Source organism: Nonomuraea sp. NPDC050153, from assembly GCF_044460125.1.
Lineage (GTDB): Bacteria > Actinomycetota > Actinomycetes > Streptosporangiales > Streptosporangiaceae > Nonomuraea.
This window is the reverse complement of sequence record NZ_JBITJQ010000002.1, coordinates 101797-119301: the sequence shown is the minus strand read 5'-3', so window position 1 is coordinate 119301 and position 17505 is coordinate 101797. Positions and strand designations below refer to the sequence as shown.

The following is a 17505-nucleotide window of genomic DNA, read 5'->3' as shown; positions in this document are numbered from 1 at the left end:
AGCCACTGGTGTGCGGGCCCCAAGGTCAGGGCTGCGACTTCAGGGCCCGTCCGCACGATGGGACCTCATGGCCGCAGCGAGCTCCAGAAGGCGCAGTTGCTCTCGGCGGCGGTGTCGGCAGGGTGGATGCCGCCGCGCCCCGGCGCCAGGCTGAGCACGTCGCCGGGGCCGCGGAACTGCGGCCAGCCCGGGGCGCGGGCGGACTGCGGGCGGCCGTCGCGGGCGAACGACGTCCAGTAGCCGACCATGGCGTCCGACAGCCGCTGCTGCTCGGCGTTCAGCCGGCCGAGCAGGCCGGGGAACAGGTAGATCAGCTCCGTCGTGTGCTCGGCGCCCTCCTCGAAGCCGGGCACGTCCATCAGCGGCGGCGCGGTGCGGTCGGCGAACTGGTAAGCGTAGACCGGGACCCCGGCCCGGGAGAGCAGGGCGAACGCGTCCTGGTGCGCGCAGGTGGCGAGCGGGCCGGTGCCGTGGGTCATCATGGTGGCCAGCCCGATCCGCAGGTCGGGGTAGCCGGCGGCGGGATAGCGGGCCAGGACCTGGGCGGCGTTCGCCCCGTACGTCGCGCGCGCGATCTGTTCGTACTGCGCCTGCGTGATCGGCTTCGGATAGGTCAGGCCGGCGTACAGGCGCATCTCGTCGAGCGTGTTGCCGTGCATGACGGGCACGCGGTTGAACCGGCCGCTCTCGAACGCTGCCCGGGGCTGCAGGGGAAGCACGTGGTCGCCACCCACGACCGGGTACGGGTTCTGCCCCCGGAACGCCTCCATCAGCTTCTTGGCCGGCAGCGCCCGCAGGCAGGCGGCGGGGCCGGCGGAACAGCCCACGGCCTCGGCGAACTTGACGCCCTCGGCCTCCGCCTGCTCCTCGGTGCGCGTGGCGGAGGAGCAGCTGAAGCTCTGCGCGATCGTCTTGTCGAACAGCCCGGCGGCGGTGGGCGAGGCCAGCCCGGCGCAGATGTCGGCCGCTCCCGCGGACTCGCCGAACAGCGTCACGTTGCGGGGGTCGCCGCCGAACGCCGCGATGTTCCGCCGCACCCAGCGCAGCGCCGCCTGCTGGTCGAGCAGCCCGTAGTTGCCGCTCTGGTAGCGCTCGCCCGCCTCCAGCGCGGGGTGGGCCAGCCAGCCGAGCGCGCCGAGCCGGTAGTTGACGCTCACGACCACGACGTCGCCCCGGGTCGCCAGCTTGGTCAGATCGTAGAAGGCGGGGTTGCCGCTGGCGTTGCCGCCGCCGTGCAGCCACACCATGACCGGCCGGTCGTGGCCCCGGCGCGGGGCGGTGACGTTGAGGTAGAGGCAGTCCTCGCCGTACGACGTCCGGCCGCCGTAGAACTCGGCGAGCTGCGCGCACTGGCCGCCGAACTTCGTCGCGTCGCGGACGCCCTTCCACGGCTTGGCCGGCTGCGGCGGACGCCAGCGGAGCGGGCCCGTGGGCGGCTCGGCGTACGGGATGCCGCGGAAGGCGCGGTGATCCTTGCGCACCTCGCCCTTGACCACGCCCTTGTCGGTGCGCACCTGCGGCGACGGGGCCGATTCCGCGGGGGCGGGAGTGGCGATCATGACCAGGGAGAGCGTTACCGCTGCGACGCGAACGAGTCTCACTGGACCCCCCTTTGATTACCGCATGTGAGCGCCTCGCTCCCGACCGTACACGGGGAGGGGGTGGTGGCACTAGCGATTTATGCGCTCGGCCAGGTCGACCACCGCGCCCACGACGTCGTCGCCGGTCAGCATGACCAGGTCGTTGTGGCCGGCCCCGGCGACCTCGACGGTCGTGGCCCGCTCTCCCGCCGCCTCGGCGACCGCCCTGCTGAGCCGCGGGGGCACGATCGTGTCCCGGGTGCCGTACACGACGACGACCGGCGCCCGCACCCGCCGGATGCTCTCCGCGACCGGGAAGCGGTCCCATAGCAGTGGTCTGACCGGGAGGAACGGGTAGTTGACCTGGCCGGCGGCGGCCAGGTCGGTGAACGGGGACCGCAGCACGAGGCCGTCGGGCGGGCGCTCCAGGGCGAGCCGGGTGACCACGGCCGCGCCCAGGCTCTCGCCGAAGTAGATGACGCGGGTGTCGCCGAGGTGGTCGCGGGCGGCCAGGGCATCCTGGTGCAGCCCTTCCTCCGTCGGGGTGCCGGGGTTGCCGCCGTAGCCGCGGTAGTCCATGAGGAGCACCGCGAGCCCGTGTTCGGACAGCGCGTGGGCCAGGGGGGCGCGCTCCCGCCGGTTGCCCGCGTTCCCGCCGGCGATCAGGACGGTCACGCCGCGGGTGCCGGGGACGTACCACGCGGCCAGCCGGAGCCCGTCGCCGGTCGTGAACGTGACGTCGCGCGCGCCCGGGACGACCTCGCCGGCGGGCGGCACGGGGGCGCTGTCGGGCAGGTAGATCAGCCGCCGCTGGAACACCCACAGCAGGGCCAGCAGCAGGACCAGCACCGCGACCACCACGAGGGCGGCGCGCGTCAGCGTCGTCACCCTGCCACTATGCAACGCCGCCCGCCCCACCGCACTTCCACCGCCCCCTGGAGCGGCGGCTTCCGCCGCCTCCTCAAGGAGCCCCGAGGCGCCGTGGCGCTGGTCCCTCCGAGGGGTCTCAGCCGGAGACGACGCGGCCGGCCTGGACGACGTGGCGGATGTGGAAGGGGTCGGCGAGGACGTCGATGTCGGCCAGCGGATCGCCGTCGAGCACGAGCAGGTCCGCGTGGGCCCCCACGGCCAGCGTGCCGACCTCGCCCGCCATCCCGACCAGCTCCGCCGCCCCGGTCGTCGCGGCCCGCAGCACGTCGATCGGCTGCTGCACCTCCCGCCGCAGCCGGAACTCGTGGTTCTGGTGCCGGTGCATGCCGCCCAGCAGGTCGGTCCCGTACGCCAGCCGCACCCCGCCCCTCGCGGCCCGCTCCAGCGCGACCAGCCCGGCTTCGAGCACCTCGTCCACCTTGCGCCAGCTCCCCTCGGGCAGCCCGAACGCGAGCCCCTCCTCCTTGAGCGCCCAGTACGTCACCAGCGTCGGCACCAGGAACGCCTCGTGCCGCAGGAACAGCTCCACGCTCGCGTCGTCGATCAGGTTCCCGTGCTCGATCGACCGGACCCCGGCTTCGAGGGCCCGGTTGACGGCACGGGCGGTGTAGGCGTGCGCGGCGACGTACCGGTTGGCGGCCTCGGCCTCCTCGACGACGGCGCGCAGCTCGTCCATGGAGTACTGGGTCGAGTCGATGCGGTCGGTCGGGGAGGCCACGCCGCCGGAGGCCATGACCTTGATGTGGTGCGCGCCCTTGCGCAGCTCGTCGCGGGCGGCGGTGCGTACGGCGTCGACGCCGTCGGCCACGCGGCCGACGCCGGCGCAGCACGGGTGGTCGTCACGCTGGTGCTCGCCCCGGCCGCGGAAGTCGGCGTGGCCGCCGGTCTGGCTCAGCCCCTTGCCGCAGAACAGCAGCCGGGGGCCCCGGATCAGCCCCTCCACCTGGGCGTCGGCCAGCCCGTAGTCCGCGCCGGACGCGTCGCGCACCGTGGTGAAGCCCCGGTCGAGCATCTCGCCCATGATCCGGGCGCTGTGCGCGGCGACGTAGGAGGGGGACATGGCGCCGAGCGTGCCGAGGTTCGCGGTGGAGGCGGTGACGTGCACGTGGGCGTCGATCAGCCCCGGCACCACGTGCGCCCCGGCGACGTCGATCACCCGCGTGCCGTCCGGCGCGCTCAGCCGGGGCCCCGCCTCGGCGACCCGGCCGTCCGCGCAGCGCAGGTCGCCCTCGGCGTACTCGCCGCTCGTCACGTCCAGGACCAGGGCGTTACGCAGTAGGAGGCTCACGCCGCACCCCCGCGAAGTGCCGGGACGGCGAGCGGCGCGAGCGACCGTGCCACGGCCACCGACTCCTCGTCATAGCTTCCCTCGGCGTCGAGGATGTTCAGCACGCCGAGCACCTCCCCTCGGTCGACCACCGGGACGTTGATGATCGTCCCGCAGCCCAGGCTCTCGATCAGCTCGTGGTCGGCGAAGATCTCCCGTACCGCGGCCCGGTCCTTGCCGAAGTACGGCTCCCGGCCCTCGATGCAGCGCGCCAGCCAGCCCTGGGCGACCTCCACGGTCTTCTCCCCGCCCACCGGATACTGCTCGGGATGGCTGGTGTGGACGCGGCGCAGCGCTCGCCGTTCCGGCACCCAGGCCAGGACCGTGAACAGCCGCACTCCCACCTTTCGCCGTAGCGTCTCCTCGAGCTCGCTCAACGCGGTCATCTGGTCTCCCCTGTAGCGGGCTCCGTCAATTCCTCAAGTGATCTCCCGGCCGTGGCCAGGCCGAACACGAGCACGCACGCCACCCCGGCCACCAGCACCGCCGTCGTCAAGCCGAACACTCCGCCGAAGCCGAGCCGGGCCGCCGACAGCCCGATGATCGTCGGCGCCAGGATGCTGCCGACCCGCCCGAACGCGCTCGACAGGCCCGTTCCGGTCGCGCGGATCCAGGTGGGGAAGACCTCGGGGGTGTAGGAGTAGACGCCCGCGTACGTGCCGTTCAGGAAGAACGACAGCACCGCGCCCGCGAGCGTGATCGTGGCGGGCGAGTCCATCTGGGACAGCCAGAACGCGCTGACCGCCGAGCCGGACAGGTAGATCGCGATGGTGTTCTTGCGGTCGAGCCGCTCCGACAGCCAGGCCGCGGAGAAGTAGCCGGGGACCTGCGCCAGGTAGATGATGATCGAGAACTCGAAGCTCTTGGTCACCGTGATGCCGCGCTGCACGAGCAGGGTGGGGATCCACGAGAAGAACCCGTAGTACGAGAACGTGATCACGAACCAGACCAGCCACGTCACGGCCGTCCGCCTGGCCATGACCGGGCTCCACAGGAACCGGAGCGCGCTGAGCAGGTTGACCTTGGCCGGGCCGGCCGCAGGCTGGAGGGCCGAGTCGGGCACCGGCGGGAGCGGCCGGCCCGTGGCCCGCTCGACGCGGCGTTCGAGGTCGGCGACCACCGCCTCGGCCTCGTCCACGCGCCCGTGCTGCAGCAGGAAGCGCGGCGACTCGGGCAGCGAGCGGCGCCACCACAGCAGCATCACGATCGGCAGCGCGGTGATCACCTGCGCGATCCGCCAGCCGTCGTCCATCGTCGGCACGACGAAGCGCCCGATCAGCGCCGCCATCACGAACCCGAACGAGAAGAACCCGGCCAGCGCGCCGATGAACCACCCGCGCCGCTTCGCCGGCACGAACTCGGACAGGAACGGCGCGATGATCGCGCTCTCCGCGCCCGCGCCGGCCCCGGCCAGCACCCGGGAGGCCAGGAAGACCTCGTAGTTCGGGGCGAACGCGGCGACCACGGAGAAGACGGCGTAGAAGGCGAGCGCGTACATCATGACCTTCTTGCGGCCGATGCGGTCGCCGAGCAGACCCGCGACGGTCGCGCCGAACAGGAACCCGAACGGGGTCGCGGACCCGATGAGGCCGAGCTGTCCGTTGGACAGGCCCCAGGCGTCCTGCGCGCTGGGGAGCAAGAACGCGACGACGGCCGAGTCCATGCCGTCGAAGGTGTAGCCGAGGCCGCCGATGAGGAGGAGCAGGTAGTGGGGGCGGCTCAGCGGGAGCCGGTCCAGACGGGCCAACAAGGTCATAGAGCACACCTTTCCCGAGGTCATGGCCCTTCAGGTCGAATGCGAAGCAACATATAGTGCGAAATATCGAAATTGCAATGGTCTTTGCAGATTGGCGACGTCTTGCCGTGGGATGGGACCGTTGCGGGCGTACTTCCGCGTTGAGAGAGGGACACGTGACAGAGCAGGCCACGGACAGCTTCGAAGACTGGTTGCGCGCCCGGGTGCCCCCGCGCGGGCTGCGGGGCAAGGCGGCCGCGGTGCTGGAGATTCTGCTCTCGCAGCCGCGGCGGGCGTCGTTCGGATCCGCGGGGGAGCTGGCGCAGGTCGCGGGGGTGAACGTGGCGACAGTGACGCGTACGGCGCAGGCGCTCGGGTTCGCGGGGTGGCCGGCGCTCCAGCAGGAGCTGCGGGCGCGCTACCTGTCCTCGCTGAGCGCCGGCCAGGTGGCCGCCGAGCACCGCGGCACCGGCTCGCCCAGCTCCCGCTCCCTCCGGCGCGACCTGGACAGCCTCGCGCTGCTGAACCGCCGCCTCGACGAGGGCGTCCTGGCCACGATCGCCGAGGCCGTCGCCGCGGCGGGGCGTACCGTGATCGTCGCCAACGGCAGTTACGCGGCCGTCGGGCTCGCCCTCGCGCACAACGCGCGCCTGGCCGGCTATCCCGTCACGGCCGTGGCCAACGGCGACGCGGAGCTGGCCAACACGGTGGCCGCCCTCGGCGCCGGGGACGTGCTGGTGGCGATCAGCTTCTGGCGCCTGTACGAGAGCACGGTCCTGGCCGCGAACGTGGCCCGCTCGCGCGGGGTGCGGGTGTTCGCCCTGACGGACGCGGCCAGTCCCGCGCTGGCCGAGGCGGCGGAGGAGGTGGTCATGGTGCCGGCGGAGGGAGAGGCGTTCTTCCCGTCGCTGACGGCGGGCATGGCGGTCGCCCAGGCCCTGGTCACCCAGCTCGCCGCCGTGGACCCGGCCCGTACGGGCGCCTCGATCGAGGCGGCGGAGGCCATGTGGACACGCTTCGGCCTGCTCCACCGCCGCCCGGCTACCCCCAGCCCCCCGCCCGGACCCCCTGGATCCTGATCAGCGCCGCCCGGCCGATCACAAGGGGGTTACAGCCAGCTCGCCCGGACGCCGGTGGCCGACGCGTCACCCGGCGGGGTGGCCAGGTCGCCGGAGCGCACGCCGTCGAGGAGGCGGCCGACGGTGTCGACGATCTCCTGCGCGCGCTCGCGCAGCCCGGCCACGTCCGCCGGGCTCACCTCGTCGCGGTCCACTCCGGCCGAGTCGAGCACGCCCTCCAGGTTGGCCAGCCGCTCGCCCAGCCACTTCAGCGGCTCGCCGGAGAGCTCCTTGTCGAACACCCGCCGCCCCGGCTCCCACCCGTCGACGCCGGGGTGATGGTGGGTGCGGTCGAAGCTGCCGGGAGTGCCGCTGACCGACTCCAGCAGGTCGATCCGCCAGAGAGGCCGTTCGACGGTGATGGGGCGGGCCGAGTAGATCGACCCCTTCAGCTCGCCCGGCTCCAGCTTCCGCAGCTCCAGACGTACGCCGCGCTCGGCGCCCTCCTGGCCCCTGGCGGGGTTGGGGTCGACGAAGTAGATGTCGCTCACCGCCACGCCGACCCGGTCGAAGCCGAAGACGTAGAGCATGGAGAACCACTTCCTTCATGAAAGCCGGGAACTGGGACCTTCATGGACGTACCCGCTCTGGGCCCGGGTGATCGCGCCGATCTCAGGGGAGCCGGTAGCCCATCTGCCCCGCCGGTTCGGCGGGGCCCCGGCTCAGCAGCAGCGTGCCCAGCCAGATGAGCGCCATGCCGACCGGTGTCAGGGCCGGCTGGAGCAACCCGCCGATCAGCACCGCCACGCCCGTGGCCGTGACGACCGCGCTCACCAGCGTGACCCGCCGCAGCGCCGCGAGGACGGACGCCAGCGCGACCAGGGCGGCGAAGGCCGCCCCGTAGACGAGCGGCTCCCACGCCATGACGCGCTGGCTCTCGAACCTGTTGTAGAGGTCGACGGCGAGGCCGACGACGTTGGCGGCGGTGCTGAGCAGCGCCAGCCCCGTCGCCGTGTCCACCGCCGCCCGCCACCCGCCCGTCACGGGCCCGCCCATGCCGCGCAGCGCCGTGATCATGACGCCGAACATCAGGAACCCGGCCAGCAGGACCGCGCGCGCGGCCGCCCACCACGGCCCGCCGACGTAGTCCGCATCCGGGAGGCGCATGAGGAGGGTGCCGGCGAGCAGCGTGGCGGGCGCCGCGGTGAAGGAGATCTGGGTGAGGCGGTTCATGAGGGCCACGATGCCCCCTCACGCAGGGGCGCTCATCGGTGATCGCCCCTGACTTTCCCCTGATCTCCCCCGTCAGGCGAAGTAGCGCAACCAGACGTACGCCCAGGCCATCAGGGTGCTCATGAGGGTCACGACGATGCCGTACCGGCGACCCCGGCCGGCGGCGGGCCCGCCTCGTCCCGGAGCCGTCTCATCCTCCGGAGTCGACTCGGCGGCCGTTGACCCACACGTCGCGCAGGACGAACCCCGTCACCTCGCGCACGACGTCGTCCTCGGCCATCTCCTCGAACACGCTGTCGGCCACCCGCACGCCCCTGATCGGGTTGCCCGGGTTACCGATCAGGTTGAACGCCCGGGGCGCCCGCCCGGCCCGCAGGCGGCGCACGTCGATGGCGCCCACGTCGGGGAAGTAGGGGCCGGTGTCCTTGTTCTCGTAGTTCAGGGCCACCTCGATCACCGCGTCGGCCGCCTGCCCCACCGTGATGTCCCTGAAGTAGACGTCCCTGACGTAGCCGCCGCGGTCGGGGTTGGTCTTGACGCGGATCGCGCGCTCCAGGCGGGCGCTGCTCATCGTGCAGTTCCAGGCGTAGACCCAGCGCACGCCGCCGGTGGTCTCGCTGCCGATCGTCACGCCGCCGTTGCCGTCGCGCATCACGCAGGAGTCCACGAGCACGTTCATGGAGGGCGCGTTGACCCGGCGGCCGTCGGCGTTCTTGCCCGCCTTGATCGCCACGCAGTCGTCGCCCGTGTTGAACTCGCACCGCTCGATGAGCACGTCCACGCAGGACTCGGGGTCGCAGCCGTCGTTGTTGGGGCCGTTCGGGCTGTCCACGGTGACCTCGCGGACGGTCACGTTGGCGCACAGGACGGGGTGGATGTTCCACATGGGGGAGTCCTTGACCGTCACGCCCTCGATCAGGACGTTGCGGCAGCGGTAGAGCTGGATGAGGTTGGGGCGCAGGTAGTGGCCCTCGCCGAACACCCGCTCGGCCACCGGCACGCCCTGCTCGGCCATGGCGGCCAGCAGGTTCTTGTCGGGCCGCTCGGACGGCGGCGGGTCGCCCGACCAGTCCCACCAGTGCGTGGCGTCGGCCTGGCCGTCGATCGTGCCGCTGCCGGTGATCGCGACGTTCTCCTGCCCGTAGGCGTAGATGAACGGCGAGTAGTTCATCAGCTCGACGCCCTCGTAGCGGGTGTGGACGACCGGCAGGTAGTCGGCCGGGTTGCGGCTGAACCGGATCGTGGCGCCCGCCTCCAGGTGCAGCTCGACGTTGCCGGCCAGGTGGATCGCGCCGGTGAGGTACATCCCCGCGGGCACCAGCACGCGCCCGCCGCCCGCCGCCGCGCAGGCCGCGACCGCCTGCCTGAAGGCGTCGGTGCACATCGCGGTCCCGTCGCCGGCCGCCCCGTAACGCGTGACGGGGAAGGTGCGGCGGGGGAAGCGGGGCGGCCTGATCCGCCGCCGGATCAGCGGCACCCTGGCCCAGCCTCCCAGGTCGGGGGCCGCTTCCGCCCGGCCGGCCAGCTGGGGCGCCAGCGCGGCGCCGGCCGCGGCGGCCAGGAAGCTCCTGCGGGACCGGTTCATCGAGTCCTCCTATCCATGCGCCAGGGAGATGCCGCGCCGCTCGACCAGGGTGTGCTCGCCGATCCGGTACGGCTCCACCCGCCGCACCGCCGTGTAGAAGTGGTGGAGCCGCCCGCCGTGGGAGACGAGCGCGGGCTTGTGCGCGTACGTGTCGTCGGCCGAGCCCGGCAGGCCCACGTCGACGAGGATCTCGCCGCTCTTGCGCCAGGTGCGCAGGTCGCGGGAGACCGCGTAGCTCTCCCGGGCGTGCCCGTCGAACGAGAGCCCGAAGTAGAACATCACCCACCAGTCGCCGTCGCGCAGCACGCACGGGTCGGAGGCGAAACGCTCGTCGAACTCGCCCGGACCGCCGTGCGGGACGACCGGGCCGGGCTCCGGGCGCTCCCAGCGTTCGAGGTCGGGGGAGACGGCGTAGCCGATCTGCTCGCGCCAGCCGTCGTAGGTGCGGTTCTTGGCGTTGTAGAAGCAGTAGTAGAGGCCGTCGTGGCGCAGCAGCCACGACTTGTAGAGGCCGCCGCGCTCCCACGCGCCGCCGTCCTGCGGGCGCAGCACCGGCCCGACGTCCTCCCAGGTACGCAGGTCCCCACTGGTCACGAACCCGATGACCGCCGCGCCCATCTCCATGCCCGCCTCGGGATAGGCGTGGTACGTGCCGACCGCCCGCCCGTCCACCCGGGTCACCTGGCCGGGGGAGCCGAGGCGGTTGTCGCGGACGATCGAGGTGAGCGCCGCGTTGTAGCCCCGGTAGGGGTGCGCGGCATCGCGCGGCAGGATCACCTCGCCCGGGGTCCACGACACGAGGTCCGCCGAGCGGCTCAGCGCGGTCTGGTAGCCGGTGCCGTCGAAGCCGACGTACGTCATCAGGTACTCGCCGCCGTCGGAGCACACGAACGGGCAGTCCACGAAGAGGCTGTCGAACCTGCCCGGCTCCCGCGACCCCTCGACCAGCAGCCTGCCGGCCTTGTGCGGCGTCCGGATTCGGGCGCCGTCATACGTCCCGATCATCGAGCAGTCCCGAACGTCCAGTGCCCGGCGGGCACCTCGTAGGCGCGGGCCCCGAGCTTGACCGCCCCGTCCGGGACGGTGTGCCGCGCGAGCCCGAGATCGGGCAGCCGCACCTCCGCCGACGAGCCCGGCGGGACCGTCACGTCGAGGGTGAACTCCCCGTCGGCGCGGGTCCAGGAGACCTCGACCGTGCCGTACGGGGTCCCGGTGCTCGCCCGCACCGACTCCAGGTCGCCGGGGGCGGCGGGCTCGATCAGCAGCCTGCGGAAGCCGTTCGAGCCCGGGGCCTGGCCGATGCCGCCGAGGCCGCGGTAGAACCAGGAGTCGATGGCGCCGAGCATGTAGTGGTTCTGCGACAGGCCCCGCGTCGGCCCGTCCCACGCCTCGGTGAGCGCGGTGGCGCCGTGCCTCACCTGGTAGCCGTAACTGGGGTGGCTCGTCGAGGTGGCGAACGCCCACAGCTCGTCATGCCGCCCCGCCCGGCCGAGCACCCTGAACAGGGCGGGCAGCGCGATCTCGCCGACCGTGATGCCGCCGCCCGCCACCGCCTCGGCGATCCGGTCCAGCACCCGCTCGTCGGTGACGACGCCCATGTCGAAGGCCAGGATCTCCGACGCCTGGCTGCGGGGTTCGGCGAGGGTACGGGTGAACGCGGCGGTGATCTGCTCGGACAGGGCGCGGTAGCGCTTGGCGTCCTCGTCGCGGCCCAGCACCCCGGCGGCGCGGGCCATCGTGTCGGCGGCGCGCCAGTAACCCCAGGTCGAGACCAGCGGGACGGGCGTCGAGTCGTCCAGGCCGATCCAGTCGCCCAGCCCGTGGCCCAGGACGCCGTGCTCGGCCTTGGACGTGAGGTAGTCCACGTAGCGGCGCATCGCGTCGTAGTGCGTCCTCATCGCGGACGGGTCGCCGTACCAGCGGTAGAGCTGCCACGGGATGCGGACGATCGCGCCGCCCCAGTTGGGGTCGTCCCTGAAGGGGGCGTCGAACACCAGGAACTCCGGCGCGATGTCCGGCACCAGCCCGTCCGGGGTCTGCGCCTCGGCGATGGTGACCAGCAGCTCGCGGTAGTAGGCGGCCACGTCGTAGTTGTAGGCGACGACGTCGAACAGCAGGTGGGTCTGCTCCAGCCAGCCCAGCTTCTCCCGGTGCGGGCAGTCGGTGAGGACGCTGTACATGTTGCCCCGCACCGCGCGGTCGATGATCGCGTGGATGTCGTTGACCAGGGGGTCGGAGGTCTCGAACGTGCCGGTGGGGGTGTTGCCGGCACGCAGCACGAGCGCGGTCACGGCCTCCGGGCCCGCGTGCTCGGGCAGGCCCTGCACCTCGACGTAGCGGAAGCCGTCGTAGCGGAAGCTCGGGTGCCAGGTCTGCGGCCCGTCCTTGGTGACGTACGTGTTGAAGATCGGCGCGCCGGTGGTGGGTTTCGACTGGATGACGCGGCCGTAGTCGTCGAGCTGGTCGCCGGGCACGAGCCGCAGGTGGCGGCCGGCCGGGAGGTCCAGGCTCAGCTCGGCCCAGCCGGCCACGACCGCGCCGACGTCGAAGACCGGAGTGCCGTCGGTGGCGACGAGCCTGGCGGTCGCCGGCAGCCGTTCGGTGACCTTGACGGGCGGGCAGGCGCGCGAGCTGAGCACGTCCTTCGTGCCCGGGACGACGGTGACGGGGCGCCAGTCGGCGGCGGTGCGGCGGGCGTCGTGGTCCTCGCCGCCGTACCAGTGCGAGCGCACGGTCGGGCCGTCGGCGGCCCGCCAGTCCGGGCCCGTGACGAACCGGCCGAACGAGCCGTCGGCGTAGCCCAGTTCGAGCTGCGCGATGGCGCGCGGGGCGACCTTGGAGCCGAAGAACTTCATGTACCGGTCCTGGTGCGGGAAGACGTGCGCGATCCCCGGGCCCAGCTCTACGGCGAGCGTGTTGCGGCCCTCGCGCAGCAGCTCCGTCACGTCGTGGGTGGCGTAGACCACGCGCCTGGTGAAGTCCGTGTACGGGGGCTCCAGCACGGCGTCGGTCACCGGGGCGCCGTTCACCGTGGCGACGTAGACACCGAGGCCCGCGACGTGCAGCCGGGCGCGGGTGACCGGCCTGGCCAGCACGAACTCGCCCTTCAGCAGCGGCAGCGGCCGGCCCTCGCCGGCTCGCGGGTTGCCCTCGTCGTACCAGTCGGGGTGGGTGATCCACGAGGCCGACCAGTCGTCCGGGCGCAGCAGGCCCAGCTCGAAATGGGCGTCCGGGCTCCAGCCGGACCAGCGGCCGGCCGCGTCGCGGATCCGCACCCGCCAGCGGGCCGCCGTACGCGTGGTCAGGGGCCGCCCGTCGTACACCACGCGCTGGTCGGCCGACTCGACCTCGCCGGTGTCCCACAAGCCCGGCTCGACCTGTATGTGGTAACCGGTCTGCGTCTCGGTGCCGGTGAGCTGCCAGCTCAGTGCCGGCCGGGTGATCTCGATGCCGAGGGGGTCGATCAGGTCGCACGTTCGCAGGTTCGTCACCATGGCGATGGGCTCCAGGTCAGGTGATTTTGATCATGTACGCGGCTTTCGTGGGCGGCTTCGGGGGCAGGTCGGCGTAGAGGGCCTCCTCGGCCAGCCGCCAGGCGACGGGGCCGTGACCCAGGAGCTCGACCCCGGCGGGGCGGCGCTCCAGCAGCCCCGCGCCGGTGCCCAGGCTGGTGATCGCGGCGGTCCGGTCCGCCGGCCAGGCGAGCAGGGTTGCGTACACCGCGTCGCCGCGCCGGGTGAAGCGGATGTCTCCCGGTCGGTAGGCGCGGTCGGCCTCGTTGTAGCCCTCGTAGCCCTTGGTCTCGCCCAGGCCCGTGGCGCCCTCGGAGGCCCGCCGCCACGGCGTCGTGCCGTAGACGCCCTCGCCGCACACCCGCAGCCACTCGCCCACCTCGCCCAGCAGGGCGCGGGCGTGCTCGTCCACGGTGCCGTCGGCGCGCTGCGGGACGTTGAGCAGCAGGGTGCCGTTCTTGCTGACCACGTCGATCAGCGTGTGGACGACCTGCTGGGACGTCTTGCGCGGGTGGAACATCGGGTCGTCGTCCGAGCAGTCGAACCACTCGCCGTCGCTGGTGTCGAACTGCCAGGGGTACGGCTGGGCCGCGTCCAGCTGGCGGCGTTCGCAGTCGAGGACGACGGCGGTGCGGTCGGCGTCGGGGACGTCCTTGACGGTCACCAGGCCGCCGGTCGGGCAGGTGTTGTAGTAGTGGGCGAGCAGGTCGAGACCCCGCGTGCTGACCGGCTCCGACTCGACCACGCTGCCCGCGTCGAACGGCAGGCGGCCGTCGTCGAGATAGACCAGGTCGGGCCGGTAGCGGTCGAGCGCCTCGCGCACGCGGGCGTAGAAGCGGTCCGCCACGCGGGGCGGGGGCTTGGCGCCCGGGGCGTGCCGGTCCGGGTAGAGCTCGGCCGGGTCGAGGCCCTCCCACCAGGTGCCGGCGCCGTCGCCCCTGGTCAGCCCGCCGTCGTGCGGCTCGCCGGTGTCCGGGTCGGCGCCGTGCGCGACGTCGAGCCAGCGCCAGGTCCAGTTGTTGTGGAAGCTGAGCCCGAACGGCAGCCCGGCGGCGCGGGCCGCCCGCTCCCAGGCGCCGACGATGTCACGGCGCGGGCCGACGCGGGTGGCGTTCCACGCGTGCTGCTTGGAGTCCCACAGGTCGAAGTTGTCGCAGTGGGCGGCCAGGGCGACGAAGTAGCGGGCGCCGCTGGAGACGTACAGGTCGATCAGCTCGTCGGGGTCGAAGCGCTCGGCGCGCCAGCGATGGAAGAGGTCCTTCGCGCCGCCGCCCCGGCCGAAGTGGGCGTGCTGGCGCTCGGCCCTTCGCCGCTCCCAGGGTTCGGACCAGGGCTGCATGCCGTAGAGGTGGCGGGCGTACCAGTCGCCGGAGCTCCCGACGGACTGCGGGCCCCAGTGCGACCAGATGCCGAACTTGGCCTCCCCGAACCACCCGGGGATGCGGTGACGGCGTAACGACTCCCAGTCCGGCAGAAACCCGCGCATGACCTGCCTATCCTATTGAAACGATTTACTCATTGTATATTTATTCAATGTCGGATGTCAATGCATAATGAGCATGGCAGGCGGGAATCTTCGCGTATAGGGTTAAAACGTTTTGTCGCGGAGGGGTGTGCGGATGGTTGACTTCCACGAAGATCCCGGACCGGGGTCCGGGCGGCGGGCGGCCCGCGCGGACTTCCTCTCCGACGCGCCGCGCCTGTCGCTCAACGGCCGGTGGCGCTTCCGGCTCTCCGGCACGGCCGAGGGCACGGGCCCCTCGCTGCCCGACCCGGCGCTCGACGACGGCGGCTGGGAGACGATCCGGGTGCCGTCGCACTGGGTGCTGGAGGGGCACGACCGCCCGCTCTACACCAACACCGCCTACCCGTTCCCCGTCGACCCGCCGCACCTGCCCGACGGCAACCCCACGGGCGACTACCGCCTCCGCTTCGACCTGCCCGAAGACTGGTCCGCCGAGGGGGCCGTGCTGCGCTTCCAGGGGGTGGACTCCTGCGGCACGGTGTGGCTGAACGGCTCGCTGCTCGGCCACTCGAAGGGGAGCAGGCTGCCGTTCGAGTTCGACGTCACCGGGCTCGTCCGGCCGCGCGGCAACCTGCTCGCCGTACGCGTGCACCGCTGGTCGTCGGGCAGCTATCTGGAGGACCAGGACATGTGGTGGCTGCCGGGCATCTTCCGCGACGTCGAGCTGCTGGCCCGCCCCTCCGGCGGCGTCGACGACTTCACCGTCCGCGCCTCGTACGACTCCTCGGACGGCTCCGGCGCCCTCCTCGTCACCGCCGACGCCCCCGGCCTGGTCGAGATCCCCGAGCTGGGCCTCGCCGTCGCCACCGGCGAGGAGGTCGCCGTCCCCGGCGTCGAGCCGTGGAGCGCGGAGCGCCCGCGCCTCTACCGCGGCACCCTCACCGCGGCCGGGGAGGCGATCGACCTCGCGATCGGGTTCAGGACCATCGAGATCGCCGGCGGGCGGCTGCTGATCAACGGGGCGCCGGTCCTCTTCCGCGGCGTCAACCGGCACGAACACCACCCGGAGCGCGGCCGCGCCCTCGACCGCGAGACCATGATCCGCGACATCGTGCTGATGAAGCGGCACAACGTCAACGCCGTCCGCACCGCCCACTACCCGCCGCACCCGGAGTTCCTGCGGCTGTGCGACGAGTACGGGCTGTGGGTGGTGGACGAGTGCGACATCGAGACCCACGGGTTCATCTACGCGGGCTGGGAGGGCAACCCGCCGGCCGAGCCGATGTGGCGCGACGCCCTGCTCGACCGGGCCCGGCGCATGGTCGAACGCGACAAGAACCATCCCAGCGTGGTCATCTGGTCGCTGGGCAACGAGAGCGGGAGCGGGCCGGCGTTCGGCGACATCGAGCGGTGGATCCGGGCCCGCGATCCCGGCCGGCCGCTGCACTACGAGCGCGACCCGAGCTACCGGCACTCCGACTTCCACAGCCTCATGTATCCGTCGCTGGACGACCTGGAGCGCATCGGGCGGCGCGAGGAGGACACGCCGGACGGCGTGGCGCCGGGGTCGGCCGACGACGTGCGCCGTCGCGGGCTGCCGTTCCTGCTGTGCGAGTACGCCCACGCCATGGGGAACGGGCCCGGCTCGCTGGCCGACTACCAGGCGGTCCTGGAGTCGTACGAGCGGTTCTGCGGGGCGTTCGTGTGGGAGTGGATCGACCACGGGCTGACGGGGCACGACGCGTCGGGCCGCCCGTACTTCCGGCACGGCGGCGACATCGATCACCAGCCGAACGGGGGCCGGTACTGCCTGGACGGGCTGCTGTTCCCCGACCGCACGCCGTCCCCGGGGCTGGCGGAGCTGCGCAAGGCGATCGAGCCGGTCGGGATCGCGGTGGACGTGGCGGCGGGGGAGGTGGCGGTCGCCAACAAGCACGACCTGATCGACCTCGGCCACCTGGAGTTCCGCTGGCGGGTGGAGGTGGACGGCGTTCCTGAAGGCGGGAGCGGGGTGCTGCGGGTTCCGGCCTGCGGGCCGCGTCAGACGGTGCGGGTGCCGTTGCCGGAGGTCGCGGTCCGCACCCTGGAGGGCGAGACGTGGATCACGGTCGAAGCGGTGCTGGCGACCGCGACGCGCTGGGCACCGGCGGGGCACGTCGTCGCCTCCGGCCAGTCCCGCCTGGGCACCACCGCCCACCGCCGCCTGCCGGCGACCCTCGCGGGCGGGGAGCCGGGTGGTGGCGGTGGGGTGCGGTTGGGTGGGGCGATGTTCGATCGGAGGACCGGGCGGCTGGTTCGGCTGCGCGGCGTCAAGCTGGACGGGCCGGTGCTGGACGTGTGGCGCGCCCCGACGGAGAACGACCGTGGCCAGGGCCCCAGGAACGCGCTGGCCGCCGACTGGGAGGCCGTGGGGCTCGACCGCTTCCTCCACCGCACCGCCGCCCTGGAAAGACCGGACGACGGCACGCTCGTCGTACGCGGCCGCAGCGGCCCGGCCACCCGGACCCTGGGCTTCCGCACCACGTACACCTGGCGGTGGCGCGACGGCGCGCTGCACCTGCGGATCGAGGCCGAGCCCGTCGGCGACTGGCACGACACCGCGTACGGCCACCTGAACGTGAGCCCGCCGCGCATGGGCGCCAGGTTCGCCCTGCCCGGCGGTTACACCGACGTCACGTGGTTCGGGCGCGGCCCCGGCGAGTCGTACGCGGACAGCCGGGCCGCCGCGCGGGTGGGCCGGTTCGCGCGGGCGATCGACGAGCTCCAGACCCCGTACGTGGTGCCGCAGGAGAACGGCAACCACGTCGAGACCCGCTGGCTGGAGCTGTCGGGCCCGGGGCTGCCGGCCCTGCGCGTGGACGGCGAGCCGCACCTGGACTTCACCGCCCGCCGCTGGACCAGCGAGGCGCTGCAGGCCGCCGCCAGGCCGCACGACCTGCGCGACTCCGGGCGGGTCTGGCTGAACCTGGATCACGGGCAGCAGGGCGTCGGCAGCGCCTCCTGCGGCCCGGCCCTACCCGATCGGTACCGGCTGCCGGTCCGGTGCTACTTCTGGTCGATGACGTTGACCGCTTGAGAGG

The 17505-nt window shown here is 72.8% G+C and carries 13 protein-coding genes; 2 read left to right on the top strand and 11 right to left on the bottom strand.

What is annotated here, in order from left to right:
* Positions 1 to 65: 65 nt before the first annotated feature.
* The 5 genes from ACIBQ1_RS04865 to ACIBQ1_RS04845 form a co-directional block, all read right to left on the bottom strand.
* Positions 66 to 1601, bottom strand: coding sequence for a carboxylesterase/lipase family protein (locus tag ACIBQ1_RS04865; protein WP_397274654.1), 1536 nt, complete (start codon positions 1599 to 1601; stop codon positions 66 to 68).
* Between the two features lie 69 nt (positions 1602 to 1670).
* On the bottom strand, positions 1671 to 2468 hold the full coding sequence (locus tag ACIBQ1_RS04860; RefSeq protein WP_397274653.1) for an alpha/beta hydrolase: 798 nt from the start codon (positions 2466 to 2468) through the stop codon (positions 1671 to 1673).
* Between the two features lie 118 nt (positions 2469 to 2586).
* Positions 2587 to 3798, bottom strand: a complete 1212-nt coding sequence (locus ACIBQ1_RS04855; RefSeq protein ID WP_397274652.1) for an amidohydrolase family protein — start codon at positions 3796 to 3798, stop codon at positions 2587 to 2589.
* Positions 3795 to 4223 carry a GAF domain-containing protein gene (locus ACIBQ1_RS04850; RefSeq protein WP_397274651.1) on the bottom strand — a complete coding sequence of 143 codons (429 nt, stop codon included), beginning with the start codon at positions 4221 to 4223 and terminating at the stop codon, positions 3795 to 3797. The genes ACIBQ1_RS04855 and ACIBQ1_RS04850 overlap by 4 nt, the downstream gene beginning before the upstream one ends.
* Positions 4220 to 5593, bottom strand: coding sequence for an MFS transporter (locus ACIBQ1_RS04845; RefSeq protein WP_397274650.1), 1374 nt, complete (start codon positions 5591 to 5593; stop codon positions 4220 to 4222). Before ACIBQ1_RS04845 ends, ACIBQ1_RS04850 begins: the two co-directional genes overlap by 4 nt.
* Positions 5594 to 5748: 155 nt before the next feature.
* Between ACIBQ1_RS04845 and ACIBQ1_RS04840 the strand changes: the two genes are divergently transcribed.
* Positions 5749 to 6651 carry a MurR/RpiR family transcriptional regulator gene (locus tag ACIBQ1_RS04840; protein ID WP_397274649.1) on the top strand — a complete coding sequence of 301 codons (903 nt, stop codon included), beginning with the start codon at positions 5749 to 5751 and terminating at the stop codon, positions 6649 to 6651.
* A 29-nt stretch (positions 6652 to 6680) separates the two neighbouring features.
* Here the strand turns inward: ACIBQ1_RS04840 and ACIBQ1_RS04835 are convergent, their stop codons facing one another.
* From ACIBQ1_RS04835 to ACIBQ1_RS04810, 6 genes are all read right to left on the bottom strand, one after another.
* Positions 6681 to 7220 carry a hypothetical protein gene (locus ACIBQ1_RS04835; protein WP_397274648.1) on the bottom strand — a complete coding sequence of 180 codons (540 nt, stop codon included), beginning with the start codon at positions 7218 to 7220 and terminating at the stop codon, positions 6681 to 6683.
* Between the two features lie 82 nt (positions 7221 to 7302).
* Positions 7303 to 7863 (bottom strand): hypothetical protein, encoded by a 561-nt coding sequence (locus ACIBQ1_RS04830; RefSeq protein WP_397274647.1) that lies wholly within the window; start codon positions 7861 to 7863, stop codon positions 7303 to 7305.
* Between the two features lie 190 nt (positions 7864 to 8053).
* The gene (locus tag ACIBQ1_RS04825; protein WP_397274646.1) at positions 8054 to 9448 is read right to left on the bottom strand and encodes a glycoside hydrolase family 28 protein; all 1395 of its coding nucleotides are present in this window, start codon (positions 9446 to 9448) and stop codon (positions 8054 to 8056) included.
* 9 nt (positions 9449 to 9457) lie between these two features.
* Positions 9458 to 10453, bottom strand: a complete 996-nt coding sequence (locus ACIBQ1_RS04820) for a hypothetical protein (RefSeq protein WP_397274645.1) — start codon at positions 10451 to 10453, stop codon at positions 9458 to 9460.
* Positions 10450 to 12942, bottom strand: coding sequence for a family 78 glycoside hydrolase catalytic domain (locus tag ACIBQ1_RS04815; protein ID WP_397274644.1), 2493 nt, complete (start codon positions 12940 to 12942; stop codon positions 10450 to 10452). Before ACIBQ1_RS04815 ends, ACIBQ1_RS04820 begins: the two co-directional genes overlap by 4 nt.
* A 16-nt stretch (positions 12943 to 12958) precedes the next feature.
* A complete protein-coding gene (locus tag ACIBQ1_RS04810) occupies positions 12959 to 14446 on the bottom strand; it encodes an alpha-L-fucosidase (protein WP_397274643.1) in 1488 nt (495 codons plus the stop codon).
* Between the two features lie 133 nt (positions 14447 to 14579).
* On the opposite strand from ACIBQ1_RS04810, the gene ACIBQ1_RS04805 reads away from it, so the two are divergent.
* Positions 14580 to 17501 carry a glycoside hydrolase family 2 TIM barrel-domain containing protein gene (locus ACIBQ1_RS04805; RefSeq protein ID WP_397274642.1) on the top strand — a complete coding sequence of 974 codons (2922 nt, stop codon included), beginning with the start codon at positions 14580 to 14582 and terminating at the stop codon, positions 17499 to 17501.
* Positions 17502 to 17505: the final 4 nt, after the last annotated feature.

Coding starts and splice junctions, on each gene's coding strand:
- ACIBQ1_RS04805 (WP_397274642.1), top strand. CDS start 14,580: ATGGTTGACTTCCACGAAGATCCCGGACCGGGGTCCGGGCGGCGGGCG.
- ACIBQ1_RS04830 (WP_397274647.1), bottom strand. CDS start 7,863: ATGAACCGCCTCACCCAGATCTCCTTCACCGCGGCGCCCGCCACGCTG.
- ACIBQ1_RS04850 (WP_397274651.1), bottom strand. CDS start 4,223: ATGACCGCGTTGAGCGAGCTCGAGGAGACGCTACGGCGAAAGGTGGGA.
- ACIBQ1_RS04820 (WP_397274645.1), bottom strand. CDS start 10,453: ATGATCGGGACGTATGACGGCGCCCGAATCCGGACGCCGCACAAGGCC.
- ACIBQ1_RS04825 (WP_397274646.1), bottom strand. CDS start 9,448: ATGAACCGGTCCCGCAGGAGCTTCCTGGCCGCCGCGGCCGGCGCCGCG.
- ACIBQ1_RS04835 (WP_397274648.1), bottom strand. CDS start 7,220: ATGCTCTACGTCTTCGGCTTCGACCGGGTCGGCGTGGCGGTGAGCGAC.
- ACIBQ1_RS04810 (WP_397274643.1), bottom strand. CDS start 14,446: ATGCGCGGGTTTCTGCCGGACTGGGAGTCGTTACGCCGTCACCGCATC.
- ACIBQ1_RS04815 (WP_397274644.1), bottom strand. CDS start 12,942: ATGGTGACGAACCTGCGAACGTGCGACCTGATCGACCCCCTCGGCATC.
- ACIBQ1_RS04845 (WP_397274650.1), bottom strand. CDS start 5,593: ATGACCTTGTTGGCCCGTCTGGACCGGCTCCCGCTGAGCCGCCCCCAC.